The sequence below is a fragment of the Pararobbsia alpina genome, assembly GCF_902859895.1.
Lineage (GTDB): Bacteria > Pseudomonadota > Gammaproteobacteria > Burkholderiales > Burkholderiaceae > Pararobbsia > Pararobbsia alpina.
Map to the genome: position 1 here is coordinate 70,713 of NZ_CADIKM010000017.1, position 13,308 is coordinate 84,020.

Annotated in this window: 14 protein-coding genes; all 14 read left to right on the plus strand. The window is 58.5% G+C overall.

What is annotated here, in order from left to right:
- Nucleotides 1-165 precede the first annotated feature (165 nt).
- Nucleotides 166-678 (plus strand): hypothetical protein, encoded by a 513-nt coding sequence (locus HV670_RS17360; protein WP_175106073.1) that lies wholly within the window; start codon nt 166-168, stop codon nt 676-678.
- 121 nt (nt 679-799) lie between these two features.
- Nucleotides 800-1,054: an AbrB/MazE/SpoVT family DNA-binding domain-containing protein gene (locus HV670_RS17365; protein WP_175106039.1), complete on the plus strand. Its 255-nt coding sequence runs from the start codon at nt 800-802 to the stop codon at nt 1,052-1,054.
- A complete protein-coding gene (locus HV670_RS17370) occupies nt 1,054-1,416 on the plus strand; it encodes a type II toxin-antitoxin system PemK/MazF family toxin (RefSeq protein WP_175106040.1) in 363 nt (120 codons plus the stop codon). The genes HV670_RS17365 and HV670_RS17370 overlap by 1 nt, the downstream gene beginning before the upstream one ends.
- Nucleotides 1,417-1,925: 509 nt before the next feature.
- Nucleotides 1,926-3,116: a transporter substrate-binding protein gene (locus HV670_RS17375; RefSeq protein WP_175106041.1), complete on the plus strand. Its 1,191-nt coding sequence runs from the start codon at nt 1,926-1,928 to the stop codon at nt 3,114-3,116.
- A gap of 13 nt (nt 3,117-3,129) precedes the next feature.
- The gene (gene urtB, locus HV670_RS17380) at nt 3,130-4,035 is read left to right on the plus strand and encodes an urea ABC transporter permease subunit UrtB (protein ID WP_217478452.1); all 906 of its coding nucleotides are present in this window, start codon (nt 3,130-3,132) and stop codon (nt 4,033-4,035) included.
- Nucleotides 4,032-5,066, plus strand: a complete 1,035-nt coding sequence (gene urtC, locus HV670_RS17385) for an urea ABC transporter permease subunit UrtC (protein ID WP_246257605.1) — start codon at nt 4,032-4,034, stop codon at nt 5,064-5,066. The genes urtB and urtC overlap by 4 nt, the downstream gene beginning before the upstream one ends.
- A 74-nt stretch (nt 5,067-5,140) precedes the next feature.
- Nucleotides 5,141-5,863 carry an urea ABC transporter ATP-binding protein UrtD gene (urtD, locus tag HV670_RS17390; RefSeq protein ID WP_217478453.1) on the plus strand — a complete coding sequence of 241 codons (723 nt, stop codon included), beginning with the start codon at nt 5,141-5,143 and terminating at the stop codon, nt 5,861-5,863.
- Between the two features lie 16 nt (nt 5,864-5,879).
- Nucleotides 5,880-6,569: an urea ABC transporter ATP-binding subunit UrtE gene (urtE, locus tag HV670_RS17395; protein ID WP_175106042.1), complete on the plus strand. Its 690-nt coding sequence runs from the start codon at nt 5,880-5,882 to the stop codon at nt 6,567-6,569.
- A 28-nt stretch (nt 6,570-6,597) separates the two neighbouring features.
- Nucleotides 6,598-7,635, plus strand: a complete 1,038-nt coding sequence (locus tag HV670_RS17400) for an aliphatic amidase (protein ID WP_175106043.1) — start codon at nt 6,598-6,600, stop codon at nt 7,633-7,635.
- Nucleotides 7,636-7,769: 134 nt separating this feature from the next.
- Complete coding sequence (locus HV670_RS17405) at nt 7,770-8,924, plus strand: transporter substrate-binding domain-containing protein (RefSeq protein WP_175106044.1); 1,155 nt, start codon at nt 7,770-7,772, stop codon at nt 8,922-8,924.
- The gene (locus HV670_RS17410; RefSeq protein ID WP_175106045.1) at nt 8,925-9,578 is read left to right on the plus strand and encodes an ANTAR domain-containing response regulator; all 654 of its coding nucleotides are present in this window, start codon (nt 8,925-8,927) and stop codon (nt 9,576-9,578) included.
- A 231-nt stretch (nt 9,579-9,809) separates the two neighbouring features.
- Nucleotides 9,810-10,547, plus strand: coding sequence for a 5'-methylthioadenosine/adenosylhomocysteine nucleosidase (locus tag HV670_RS17415; protein ID WP_175106077.1), 738 nt, complete (start codon nt 9,810-9,812; stop codon nt 10,545-10,547).
- A 699-nt stretch (nt 10,548-11,246) separates the two neighbouring features.
- Entirely contained in the window at nt 11,247-12,374 is a 1,128-nt protein-coding gene (locus HV670_RS17420) for a porin (protein WP_175106046.1), read from the plus strand.
- A gap of 276 nt (nt 12,375-12,650) precedes the next feature.
- Entirely contained in the window at nt 12,651-13,250 is a 600-nt protein-coding gene (locus HV670_RS17425) for a DUF3455 domain-containing protein (protein WP_175106047.1), read from the plus strand.
- Nucleotides 13,251-13,308 lie beyond the last annotated feature (58 nt).

Sequence of the window (13,308 nt, forward strand, 5' to 3'; positions counted from 1 at the left end):
CGTCGAATGGATGCAGGCCCGCCGGCCTGCGATTGCCCGGTCGATCGATCGATCGACCGTGGCCGCGAACAATTCGACGGCGACCGGCGTAGCGTCACATCTGTCATGCAATCTTGCTAGTCCCACCCAAAAATAATATGAGGATTGACTGTGTCTGGTTTGATGATGACGTCCCGCTGCCTGCGGACGGGGGTACTCAAGGCTGGCCTCCTGCTGTCGCCGCTCGTCGCGGCCGGAAGCGCTCAAGCGGCTGATTGGTGTGGTGGCGGGCTCTGGCTCGACGGGATGGTGGCCTCGGCGCACATCAATCCGAAGAAGGACTTCAACGAATTCAACCCCGGCCTCGGCTTGGAGTGCTGGCCGAACCAGAATTGGGCCGTGACCGCCGGCGGCTTTCGCAATTCGCTTGACCGGCCTTCGTGGTATGCGGGCGGGCTCTGGTCGCCGGATCTCGTGACGTGGAGCCATGTACGGCTTGCCGTCATGGCCGGCGTCATCTCGGGCTACAACTATGGGGTCTGGGGTATCGGCGGCAACCATGCCGTGGGTCCCGTCATTGCACCGATCGTCATGACCAACATCGGCAAGTTCGGGCTCAACTTGATCCTGATCCCGCCGATTCCGTCCGACGAATTGCCGGCGACGATCGGGTTCATGCTTCGGTATCGGTTCGATTAAGTATAGACGGTCCTCAATGAGCGCGCCGTCGACGACCACGGCTCACGGTCACGTTTAAACACGTTGAAACCTTTTCGGCGATCGTCTACACTTGTTTAGACGTTACTAGGAGATGCAAATCATGGCGAAAACTGCGACGCTCACGATCCAGCAGTGGGGGAACAGCCTGGCTGTTCGGATTCCCGCCGCTGTCGCGCGTTCGGCTCATTTCGAGGTCGGCCAGGAGGTTGAGGTTACGACCGCCGAGATTGGCGTGACGGTGAAGCCGGTTGGCCCGCGCAAGCTCACGCTCGCGGAGAAACTGGCGAAGTTTGATCCCGAAAAGCACGGCGGAGAGGTGATGGCAACGGGTCGCGTTGGCGCGGAGGTGTTCTGATGGCGGGAGCTTTGTGGGTGCCGGATCGTCGCGACATTATCTGGATTGACTGCAACCCGCAGGTCGGTCGCGAGATGAAGGATTTGCACCCGATGCTGGTCCTGTCGCCCAAGCCGTTCAATGAGCGAACCGGCATCGTGATCGGGCTTCCGATGACGACAGCCGAATTCAACGACACGAACCCGTTCGCGATCAAGTTTCAGGGACCGAAGAAAGTCACAAGTTACGTCCTTGGGCATCAACCCAAATCATTTGACTGGCGGGCTCGGGGGGCAAAGGCCCATCGCTGGAAGCGCGTGCCGGATGACGTGTTCGCCGCCGCGTGCGAACAGTTGAACCAGATTATCGCGATTGGCGACTAGGAAAAGCAACGTGTCCCGAGACAGTTTTCGCGTTATATCGAACTACTGAATGTTGAAAATGCACGTTAAAACGACGATAGAGTCTCGTGCTGGTAATCACGGATCGTGAGATCGCGCCGTTTCCCGCTTCACGGCGTTGTCATGTTGCCGGGTTGTCATGCACGGTGGGGGCGATGAAGAATGCCTGCACGGAGTGCGAACGGCGAGGACTCACTACGTTTTCGAGACATTCGATTTTCTACGTATAAACGTTATGTTGACATCGGATATTTACAAATACTAAGCTAAAGACACAGCAATCCAGTTTTCGTGCCCGCCGCCAACATTGCCGGCCAGGCACAAGGCAAAAATGCCCTGCGAGACGTTAAATCGTCTTCGCAGGGCTTTTTTTTGTCGTTTCAAAACGTATCGATTTTCTTGTGCGTGTAGTTGCCGCGCGGATAGCGCTCGACCTGCTAACTCCCTCAGTCTTGAAAAGACCACCCTTAATTCGAAAAGCGAGAAAGTCCATGACCAAGATCCATCGCCGGCGATTCCTTCAACTGGGTGGCACAGCGATCGCCGCATCGGCACTGCCATCCGCGATGTCGTGGTCCGGCAATGCGATGGCAGCTGAGCCGGTAAAGCTGGGGCTCCTGCATTCGCTTACCGGAACCATTGCACTCGCTGAGGCCTCGCTTGTCGATGCGGAAAAACTGGCGATCGAGGAGATCAACGCAGCAGGTGGGGTGCTTGGACGTCCGATTCAACCCATCGTGGAGGACGGTGCGAGCGACTGGCCGACATTCGCGGAAAAGACCCGCAAGCTTCTGCAGCGAGACAAGGTCGCGGCAATCGTCGGCTGCTACACCTCCGCGTCGCGCAAAGCCGTGCTTCCGATCCTGAATCAGCAGCGTGGTCTGTTGTACTACCCGACCTACTACGAAGGCCAGGAACAGGACTCACAAGTCATCTACACCTCACAGGAAGCCACACAGTCGGTGATTGCGGCGATCCAATGGATGGCTACGCAGCAGGGCAAGACGTTTTTCCTGGTCGGGTCGGACTACATCTATCCCCGGACCTGCAACAAGATTGCGCGCCCGACGATCGCAAAGGCAGGCGGAACCGTGGTCGGCGAAGAGTACGCACCGCTCGGCAATACCGAATTTTCTTCGATTATCAACAAGATCAAGGCTGCAAACCCGGACTGGATCTATTCGACTGTGGTCGGTGGCAGCAATGTTGCGTTCTACAAGCAGCTCAAGGCAGCCGGTCTGGACGGACAGAAGCAAAAGCTGCTGTCCACCGTGGTTTCCGAAAACGAGATTGACGGTATCGGCAAGGAGAACGCCGCCGGATATTACGCCTGCATGGGTTATTTCCAGAGCCTGAAGAATCCACGCAACGACGCCTTTGTCAAAGCGCTGAAAGCGAAGTATGGCCAGAATCGTGTCGTCGGCGACCCCATGGAATGTGCATACAACTCGGTGTACTTCTGGAAGCTCGCGGCAGAGAAGGCGCAGTCGTTTGAGGTCGCCAAGGCAATTTCTGCGTCTGCTGGACTTCGCCTTGATGCGCCCGAGGGCGATATCCACATTAGTCAAACCAATCAGCACACTGCCAAACGCGTGCGAGTGGGCCGCGCTCGAGACGACGGCCAGTTCGATATTGTCTACGAGTCCGCTTTGATCGAGCCCAATCCGTTTCCGAAACTGTAAGCGCGAACTCGTGATGAACTTCGACATTTTCATCATGCAGCTCTTCAACGGGCTCAGCAGCTTCACCATTCTCCTGTTGATGGCGCTGGGTCTGGCAATCGTGTTCGGGCTGATGGGCGTCATCAACATGGCGCACGGGGAGCTCATGGCGCTTGGGGCCTACATGACGTACCTCACGGCACGGTTCTTCGAACTCTATCTGCCCGGCTTGATGGGCATCTATCTCTTCGTCGCCATTGCGGTTGCCTTTGCTTCGACCTTTGCGTTCGGCTATTTGCTGGAGCGCGTATTTATCCGGCACTTCTACGAACGCCCGCTCGACACCTTGCTGGCGACGTGGGGACTCAGTCTCATTTTGCAGCAGACCTACCGGTCGATCTTCGGAGCGCAGGAGGTCTCCAGTCCACTGACGTCGTGGTTGACTGGAGCGTGGGAACCCGTTGCGGGCATTCAACTTCCATTGAATCGGATTTTCATCATGGGCCTGACCGCCGTGGTAGCGCTGGCGGTCTGGATGATTCTGTATCGAACCCGTTGGGGGCTTCGAGCTCGCGCGGTGACCCAGAACCGCAAGATGAGTTCGGCTGTCGGCATCGACACGCATCGTGTCGACGCGCTGACCTTCGCGCTGGGTTCAGGCCTGGCAGGGATTGCGGGCGCGGTCTTCACCATGATCGGGTCCACCAATCCCGGCACGGGACAGCTGTATATCGTGGACTCGTTCATCGTCGTCGTATTCGGCGGAATCAGTAGTCTCCTCGGGACGGCCGCATCGGGTTTCCTGATTGCACAGTCCCAAACGACACTCGAATATCTGATGAGCGGCTCGATGGCGAAGGTGTTGATCATGGTGGCGTTGGTCGTGGTGCTCTATTTCCGACCGAACGGTTTGTTCGTGTCAAAGGTGCGGACATCGTGAACGTCTCTTCCCGGACCCTGACGTGGAGTGCGTACCTTGCGACGTCAATCGTGCTGCTCGCGTTCCCCCTGTTGCTCGAACCGTTCTGGATTGGCGAATTCGGCAAGTATCTGGCCTTCGGCCTGGTGGCGATCGGCATCGTGTTGTGCTGGGGCTACTGTGGAATCCTGAGCCTGGGTCAGGGCATTTTCTTTGGTCTCGGTGGGTACGCGCTGGCGATGTTTCTGAAGCTCGAGGCGTCTGCCCCGGCGCTTCCCGACTTCATGGTCTGGAGCAGTGTCGAGAAGCTGCCGTGGTGGTGGCACCCCTTCAGCAACTTTCCACTGACGGTGCTTGCAATCGTCGTGGTCCCAATCGTGATCGCGTTCCCCCTGTCGTACGCACTCTTCATGAAGCGGGTCAGCGGGGTGTACTTCGCGATTGTGACCTTGGTGCTCGCGTTGACTATGACCATTCTGATCGTCGGGCAGCAAGGGGACACTGGTGGTGCAAACGGCATCACGGACTTCAAGACGCTGTTGGGGATGGACATCACGAGTGATGCGTCGAAAGCCCGCATTTATCTGGTTGAAGCGGTGCTCGCCATGATTGCGATGGCGCTCGGCATCTGGATGATCAACACACGCTTCGGCAAGATTTTGATCGCGGTGCGCGACCGGGAAGACCGCGTACGTTTCTCCGGCTATGACACCGCGATGATCAAGGCATTTGTCTTCACGGTGTCGGCGGTTCTATCCTCGATTGGCGGCGCGCTCTTCACGCTTCAAGTGGGTTTGGTCAGTCCCGGCTCCGTCGGCGCAGTCGCCTCCGTCGAGATGGTCATCTACGCCGCGGTCGGCGGCCGACTGTCGATTCCGGGGGCCATTGCCGGTGCGCTCCTGGTCGGCTTCATGAAGTCGTACCTGTCCGAACAGTTTCCCGAAGGTTGGCTTTTCTTCCTCGGCGCGATGTTCATCATCGTGGTGGCATTTATGCCCCAAGGCGTCGCCGGCGTGGCGGACCGGCTCTTGAAAAGAGGGGGAGAGGCATGAGCCACTCATCCCAATCGTCTGTAGCGGGTGATGACTTTGCTGACACGGAAGCGCCGTCGCGTGTCGCGGAGAGCATGCTCAGCATTGACGACGTGACCGTTTCATTCGGTGGCTTCAAGGCGGTCAATGGACTGTCTCTCAAGATCGAGGAACGAGAGCTTCGTGTCGTAATCGGGCCCAACGGTGCGGGGAAGACAACCCTGCTTGATCTGATCTGCGGAAAAACCCGTCCGACTTCCGGTAGCGTGAAATTTCGAGGAATCGAACTGACGGAACTGCCGGAATTCAAGATTGTGCGCGCTGGCGTGGGACGAAAGTTCCAGAACCCGTCGATCTACGAGGATCTGAGCGTACGGGAAAACCTCGAAGTCTCGATTCCACAAGCACACAGCATTCGCCGCTCACTGTTCTTTCGCCGTACGCCCGAAATCCGTCAGCGAATCGACTCGGTAGCCGAGCAGATCAGGCTCTCGTCCCAACTGAAAGGGAAGGCGGGGCTGCTTTCGCACGGTCAAAAGCAATGGCTCGAAATCGGGATGCTGCTGGTGCAGGATCCGGAGCTTCTTTTGCTGGACGAGCCGGTCGCCGGCATGTCGCCGAAAGAGCGTGAGCAGACCGGCGAATTGCTGCGAACGATCGCGCTCGGTAAGTCGCTTGTGGTGATTGAACACGACATGGACTTCGTTCGGTCAATCGCTCAGCGTGTCACGGTCCTTCATCAGGGACGAGTCCTCGCGGAAGGAACGGTGGACCAAATTCAGAACGACCCGCGCGTGATTGAAGTGTATCTGGGCTAGTGAACCGGGAGCGGCGATGTTGACCATATCCAATATGAACGTGTTTTATGGCCAGAGCCACGTGATTCACGACGTGTCGCTTGAAGTCAGGAAAGGTGGCGCCGTCGCGCTCGTCGGACGTAACGGCATGGGCAAGAGCACATTGTTGAAGTCGATCATCGGCATGGTCGAGTCTCGCAACGGTTCTGTTGCGCTCGACGGCATCGAGTTGGGTCGTCAGCCCAGCTACAAGCGTGTCCGAGCCGGACTGGCTTTCGTTCCACAAGGGCGGATGATTTTTCCGCAATTGACTGTCGAAGAAAACCTGCTCACTGGCCTCGAAACCGGACGCTACGGCCGAATCCCCGACTTCATCTACGACTTTTTCCCGGGGCTTGCGGAGATGGGGCGACGCAAAGGCGGCAATCTGTCCGGTGGCCAGCAGCAACAGCTTGCGATTGCTCGCGCATTGGTTTCGAAGCCGAGTGTGCTGATCCTGGATGAGCCTACCGAGGGCATTCAGCCCTCGATCATCAAGGAACTTGCGAAGTCATTGGTGGCGTTGAGAAAGGAGTTGGGCATTGCGCTGCTGGTATCGGAACAGGTTTTAAGCTTCGCGCTCGATCTGGCGGACCGTCTGCTGGTAATAGACGGCGGTCGGTTGGTACGCGAAGCGGATCGTGAGGATGTGGATCTGGACGAGGTCCGCTCCTTCCTGACTGTTTAATGCCGAAATCCAACGTGGGAGAAAAAACATGCGACACGGTGATATTTCAAGCAGCAACGATTGCGTTGGCATTGCAGTGGTCAACTACAAGATGCCGCGCCTTCACACCAAGGCCGAGGTATTGGATAACGCTCGAAAGATCGGCGAAATGCTGGTCGGCATGAAGCGCGGCCTGCCGGGGATGGATCTCGTGGTTTTTCCGGAGTATTCGACACACGGCATCATGTACGACGCGAAGGAAATGTATGACACGGCGTCGACCATTCCCGGTGACGAGACGGAAATCTTCGCGGCCGCCTGCCGCAAGGCGAATGTGTGGGGTGTCTTCTCGCTGACCGGCGAGCGTCACGAAGAGCACCCCAACAAGGCTCCCTATAACACGCTCATCCTGATGAACAACAAGGGTGAGATCGTGCAGAAATATCGCAAGATCATGCCGTGGGTGCCGGTTGAGGGATGGTATCCGGGTGACTGTACCTATGTGTCTGAAGGCCCGAAGGGGCTCAAACTGAGCCTGATTGTTTGCGACGACGGCAACTATCCGGAAATCTGGCGCGATTGCGTCATGGGGGGCGCCGAACTCGTGGTGCGGTGCCAGGGGTACATGTATCCGTCCAAGGACCAGCAGGTCCTGGTCTCAAAGGCCATGGCCTGGATGAACAATTGCTATGTGGCGGTGGCCAATGCCGCAGGCTTCGACGGTGTCTATTCCTACTTCGGACACTCGGCCATCATCGGGTTTGATGGCCGGACCCTCGGCGAGTGCGGGGAAGAGGACATGGGGATCCAGTATGCCGAGTTGTCGGTGAGCCTGATCCGCGATGCGCGCAAGAACATGCAGTCGCAAAACCACTTGTACAAGCTGCTGCATCGCGGGTACACGGGGACAATCAATTCCGGTGAGAGCGTCAACGGTGCCGCAGTCTGCCCCTTCCGGTTCTACAGCAACTGGATCCACGACCCGGAAGGCACACGCAAGGCGGTCGAGGCATTGACGCGCTCGGCGCCAGGTACGCCTGAGTGCGCCATTGAAGGCATCCCGACGGAAGTCCCGGAACATAGGTGAGCGATGTTCCGCCAAGTGTCTTGGCGAAGGCGTTGCGTGAACGCGGTCGGCAACGTGTTCGCAATCTGGTTTGAGTTACGATAGATTCAAGGGGCGGTCGACGGCCGCCTTCAACCGCGTCCAGGATCTCGACCGTGGCAGACACCGACCCCATCGAAGTTGGCGTGTTGTTTTCCGAGACAGGTGTGACTTCATCGATCGAGTCGTCACAGCGTTTTGGAACGCTGTTCGCGATAGACCAGATCAACGAAGCCGGCGGGGTAAACGGCCGTGAAATCGTTCCAGTGTTCTACGACCCGCGTTCTGAACCGGCCCGTTATGCTGCGCTGGCAGAACGTCTTATAACAGCCGACAACGTAAAAGTGATCTTCGGCTGCTACATGTCGAGTACGCGCAAGGCCGTGATCCCAGTCGTGGAAAGGTGGAACCGGCTCCTGTTTTACTCGACCCTGTACGAGGGATTCGAGTTTTCCGACCACCTGATCTACACGGGCGCGGCGCCGAACCAGAACAGCGTGCAGCTTGCCGAATTCATGACGTCCATGTTTGGCCCTCGTGTGTACCTGGTCGGCTCGGACTACATTTATCCGTACGAGTCGAACCGCATCATGTCGGACCTCGTCAGTCAGTGTCCGGGGGGAGCCAAGGTCGGCGAGCGTTACGTGCCGCTGGATGCCAAGGCGAGGGATTTCGATGAAGTCCTTGCCGATATTCGTAATGTCGAACCCGACTTTATTTTTTCGACGGTGGTCGGCAATGCGACGCAGAACTTCTATCGGGCCTATGCGGACGCAGGGTTCGATGCAGCGAAAATACCCATTGGCAGTTTGACGACTTCGGAAGTTGAAGTTTCCCAGATGGGGGCGGCGGTCGGAGCCGGACACTACACTTCGGCCCCGTATTTCCAGTCCATCACAAGCGAAGCCAATCGTGCCTGCCTTGCCAAGTTTCGCCAGCGGTTCGGCGACAGCACGGCGCCAAACGCATGTTGGGAAGCCGCGTATTTCCAGGTGCACCTGTTCGCGAAGGCAATGGCCGCCAGTGGTAGTGACGATATCGACGCGTTGATGCCGTATTTGCTCGGGTCGACATTCGACGCCCCACAGGGGCAGGTTCGGATTGAGGCGTCCAATCACCACGCCTATCTGTATCCGCGTATCGGGCGCGTCAATGCGGACGGGCAATTCACGATAGTGCGCGAGACGCGGGACGCCGTGTATCCCGATCCCTACCTTGTGACGCATGCACTCAGCGATTCTGCGACACAAATGAGCCCGGTGGAGAATTGAATGCGCGGCGACAATGGATCTGCCCGCAATGGTGGACGGGCTGAGTCTGCCCCCACCGGAGCAAAATCGCGTGTTCTGCGTGATCTGCGTTCCATGCATGTTTGCGTGTTTCATCCGCTGAATCGGGATGGCGAACTGCTCACGCAGCAATTGCAACGGATCGGCTGTCAGACCCACTGCTTCTGGCCGCCCCTCGCCGCACCGGTAGCGGGTAGCGACCTCGTGTTCATCGGGCTGTATCCAGACACCATTGACTACGAATTCGCCTGGTGCAATGCCGACGACGCGCCTCCGGTGGTGGCGGTGGTCAACTACGAGAATCCGACCATTATTGACGCAGTGCTGCGGGTGGGGGCGAAGGCCGTCGTGGCCTGTCCCGTTCGATCATTCGGGGTATTGAGCGCGATCGTCCTTGCCCAACAGATTTCGGGTGAAATAAAAAGGCTGCACAAACGGGTCGCCCGGCTCGAGGAGAAGGTTGAAGGCGTCCGGAAAATCGCCGAAGCGCAGCAGATTCTCGTGCGCCAGCAGGGTATTGGCAAGCTCGAGGCATATCGCGCTATTCGTGCGCAAGCGATGACCAAGCGGGTGCCGATCGAGGAAATCGCCTCGGCAATCATTGCAGCGGACGAGTACTTGTCACTGCGGGGCTGAACCTGATCGGTTCTCGATCGCCGAGCTCGCCAAGGTATTCGTGATGCTTCCCCACCCTGGGCAGGACGGTGGGCGATGGACGGGGCTCGCCGGTCGCAGCGATGGGTGTCATGCCGGGGGCAACGGTAGCGTGCAGGACGATGCCAGCGCATTCGCGCCGCACTGTCTTTACAATGCGGCCAACACTGCTTATTCGGTCCACCGCTCCAACCCTGTCTATCCATGTCTTCTATGTTTCCCGAACTTCCCGCCGGCCCGATCGGCATCGTTGCCGCCATGCCCGGCGAAATTGACGCTCTGCTTGGCGCAATGCGCAGCCAACGCGCAGTCGAATCGCACATCATCGGACAGCGTGAGTTCTACTCGGGCGAGCTATTCGGACGACGCTGCGTCGTCGTACTCGCCGGAATCGGCAAGGTCGCCGCGGCGATCACCGCGACCACGATGCTGCTCACATTCAATCCGTCCGCGCTCGTATTCGTTGGCGTAGCCGGCGGGATCGCGCACGACATCGCCGTGGGCGATGTCGTCGTGGCCGATACCGTGCTCCAGCACGACCTCGATGCGAGCCCGCTCTTTCCGCGCTTCGAGGTGCCGATGCTCGGCGTGAGCCGCTTCGCATCCTCGCCCGTGCTATCCGATGCGCTGGCCGCCGCAGCCAAACGTTTTCTCGGTGGTATCGGCAACGGCCGCTTGCATCGAGGCCTCGTGATCAGCGGCGACCAGTTCGTCGCCAGCGCAGGCCATGTGCGCACGCTGCGCGACGACCTGCCTGACGCGATCGCCGTCGAGATGGAAGGCGCCGCGATCGGGCAGGTCTGCGACGCATTCGATCGGCCCTTCGCGGTCTTGCGAATCATCTCGGATGCGGCCGATGGCGAGGCCGGCAATGATTTCCCACGCTTTCTCGAGGATTATGCGAGCGGCTATTCGCTTGGGATCGTGAGGGAGTTTTTGAGCGGGAATTGAGAGAAGCGGTGCCTGGCTTCCCGAGGGCAAGCTCTGGCACTGCCTGGCTTAGTGCCTGGTTGCCTTACAAGCCGCGGAATGCGTCAGCGCAGGTTCTCGACGCCGCCCCGGTATCCGCACTGCCCAGAAGCCCCTTGCTCCAAAAAACGCATGGGGCCGGGTATTCAACTAGTGAAAGCAAGGCACGGGACGTCGCCTTGCGTTCCCCGTTCCGCCTTCCCTCCACTCCCGCATTGTTTCATCAGTGTTAACCACTAAATAAGCGGGGTAAGGAGCCGTGACTAGGTGCTTGTCCTCGTCGCGTCCATACAACGCCGATTACCCCTTTAAAAAAAGATAACGGGTATATGACTGTCGCGGCAATTATGCGTTTAAGGAAATCGTAAACTACGATCACGTGCTTATTATTACGCAGCTTATGTTAAGCGTGCTCTAAGTCGTTGTTTTTTAACGATGAGATGAGAATCTGGTCACAAGAATATGACCATTAGCGCGCTTACATTAAGCGTGCGCTCTTCGCAAGCGGGTCCCGCCATCTCGTTTTCCCTAGGCCGAAATGGCCGGTCGGACACAAAAATGGCAATCCTATAATTGCGCCGAAATGTGAAAGAGACATTTCGCATTCGATGGATTGACGAAGGTCAGAAGTGGCCATCGTTCGCGGCGCTACCCGCGTTTTATTCTCACCGAGGAGACGTAATGAAAAAGATCGTTTTGACCCTGTCGCTGCTGGCGATCGCGGCCGCCGCTCAAGCGCAAAGCAGTGTGACGCTGTATGGCCGTATCGATAACGGCATTCAGTACGAAAGCGGCCTGCCGCAAGGCCACAAGATCAGCGCCGAAAGCGGCGACTGGGGCTGCTCGTGGTTCGGCATGCAAGGTGCGGAAGATATCGGTGGCGGCTCGCAGATCATCTTCCAATTGGAAGGTCAGTTGAATACGCAGAACGGCCAATCGGCCGGCTCACTGTTCGGTCGTCATGCGACGGTCGGCGTGACGAATGCCAATTACGGTACGTTCAAGCTCGGTAACCTCGGCGCCGGTGAAATTTCGCAGGACAGCTGGGCCATCGACCCGCAGCTCTTGCAGCGTTATGCCGTCGCGACGCTGGTCCACGGCCGCAACTGGGTGACCATCGCGAATGGCTTCGAGTACACGACGCCGACCATCGCCGGCCTCGTCATCAAGGGTCAATACGACCTGAGCAACAACACGAACTGGAACACCTCGGCCACCCCGACCGGCCAGGGCCGTGGCGACGCCATCGAAGCTGTCTACGACATCGGCGGCCTCGAACTGCGCGGGATCTATGACGAACTGCGCAGCAGCACCGGCAAGTTCGACGATGTCTACGCACACTCGCGTTCGGCAATCGCCGGCGGCACCTACACGCTGGGTCCGGTCAAATTGTATGCAGGCTACCAACACCTGAACGCACCGGATGCGACCAACGAAACTGTCGGCGTCACCAACGGGCTGCCGGGCGGCGTGACGGCTCCGACTTCGGTCAATCACGAATGGTTGGGCGCCGCATGGCAAGCGAATGCCGCTACCCTCCTCACGGGTGCGGTGTACCACGCGAACGCCAACAACGGCAACGGCAATGCGACGATGTACACGCTGGCCGGGACGTACAACCTGTCCAAGCGGACGTTCCTGTACTCCGAGTTCGCTTACCTCCACAACAGCTCGACGTCGAACATTGATCTTGGCAACGATTCCTACGGTCCGAACACGAACACCTCGTCGTCGCAAGCCGGTCTCTCCAACCCGGACTACGGTCACAGCATGACCGGCGTGTTCGCGGGGATCATGACGTCGTTCTAAGCTTCTAGGCAAGGTTTCTCCGCTGTACCCTCGTAGTACGACAAGTAGTTAAAGACGTCATCGCATTTGCCGCTCCAACGGCAAGTCGAAGCCGTTGCAACGCCACCCCAGCGGCGCTGCAACGGTTTTTTTTGCGTACCGCCTCCCTGTCGTTTGAGATACGCGGTAAGACGTCAGCGGTACCGCGTTCGCCAAGCGCCAGGGCATCATCACGGCTGCCCTGCGTTCGGCTTAGAATGCGTCCACCGTTGGTTCTTATATAACGTGGAGTCTTGAATGTTTATTCCCATGCTGTCGCTCGTGAGGGCATGCGCTCTGTCAATCCCGGTAGCGTTGTCGTTCGCGAGTCTGTCCACAGCGGCCACAGCGTCCACAGATTCGGCTCCGGCGGCCGTACTCCCGACACCGACCTTACCGGCCGACGTACCCCACGTGCTTGAGGCGCCTCATCGTCAGCAACTTGTCCTCAAGGCGCTGGGTGTCGGCGTGCAGATCTATACATGCGGGCCTTCGAAAGGAGACCCGCAGCAGTACATCTGGAATTTCACTGCGCCTGAGGCCTCGCTCTTCGATGCGGGCGGGCACCGTCTGGGCAAACACTATGCGGGCCCGACGTGGGAAGCGAATGATGGCAGCAAGATAGTCGGCGTCGTGAAAGCACACGTCGACAGCCCGGCGCAGTCCGCGATTCCGTGGCTGCTGCTGACGACGAAATCGAGCACGTCCATCGGTACGTTCGCGAAGGTGCGCAGTGTGCAACGCCTCCATACGGTCGCCGGAATTGCGCCGTCGATGCCATGCAATGCCGGCCTTGCCGGCCGCACGGCGCGTGTGCCGTACACGGCGGACTACTATTTCTATGAAGGGGTGCGCTGAACGCGTCCCGAAGGCCGTTCAGGCGCACCCGCTCCCATGCATCGCGATCGATCGCGAT

Coding starts and splice junctions, on each gene's coding strand:
- HV670_RS17360 (WP_175106073.1), top strand. CDS start 166: ATGACGTCCCGCTGCCTGCGGACGGGGGTACTCAAGGCTGGCCTCCTG.
- HV670_RS17365 (WP_175106039.1), top strand. CDS start 800: ATGGCGAAAACTGCGACGCTCACGATCCAGCAGTGGGGGAACAGCCTG.
- HV670_RS17370 (WP_175106040.1), top strand. CDS start 1,054: ATGGCGGGAGCTTTGTGGGTGCCGGATCGTCGCGACATTATCTGGATT.
- HV670_RS17375 (WP_175106041.1), top strand. CDS start 1,926: ATGACCAAGATCCATCGCCGGCGATTCCTTCAACTGGGTGGCACAGCG.
- urtB (WP_217478452.1), top strand. CDS start 3,130: ATGAACTTCGACATTTTCATCATGCAGCTCTTCAACGGGCTCAGCAGC.
- urtD (WP_217478453.1), top strand. CDS start 5,141: ATGCTCAGCATTGACGACGTGACCGTTTCATTCGGTGGCTTCAAGGCG.
- urtE (WP_175106042.1), top strand. CDS start 5,880: ATGTTGACCATATCCAATATGAACGTGTTTTATGGCCAGAGCCACGTG.
- HV670_RS17400 (WP_175106043.1), top strand. CDS start 6,598: ATGCGACACGGTGATATTTCAAGCAGCAACGATTGCGTTGGCATTGCA.
- HV670_RS17410 (WP_175106045.1), top strand. CDS start 8,925: ATGCGCGGCGACAATGGATCTGCCCGCAATGGTGGACGGGCTGAGTCT.
- HV670_RS17415 (WP_175106077.1), top strand. CDS start 9,810: ATGTTTCCCGAACTTCCCGCCGGCCCGATCGGCATCGTTGCCGCCATG.
- HV670_RS17420 (WP_175106046.1), top strand. CDS start 11,247: ATGAAAAAGATCGTTTTGACCCTGTCGCTGCTGGCGATCGCGGCCGCC.
- HV670_RS17425 (WP_175106047.1), top strand. CDS start 12,651: ATGTTTATTCCCATGCTGTCGCTCGTGAGGGCATGCGCTCTGTCAATC.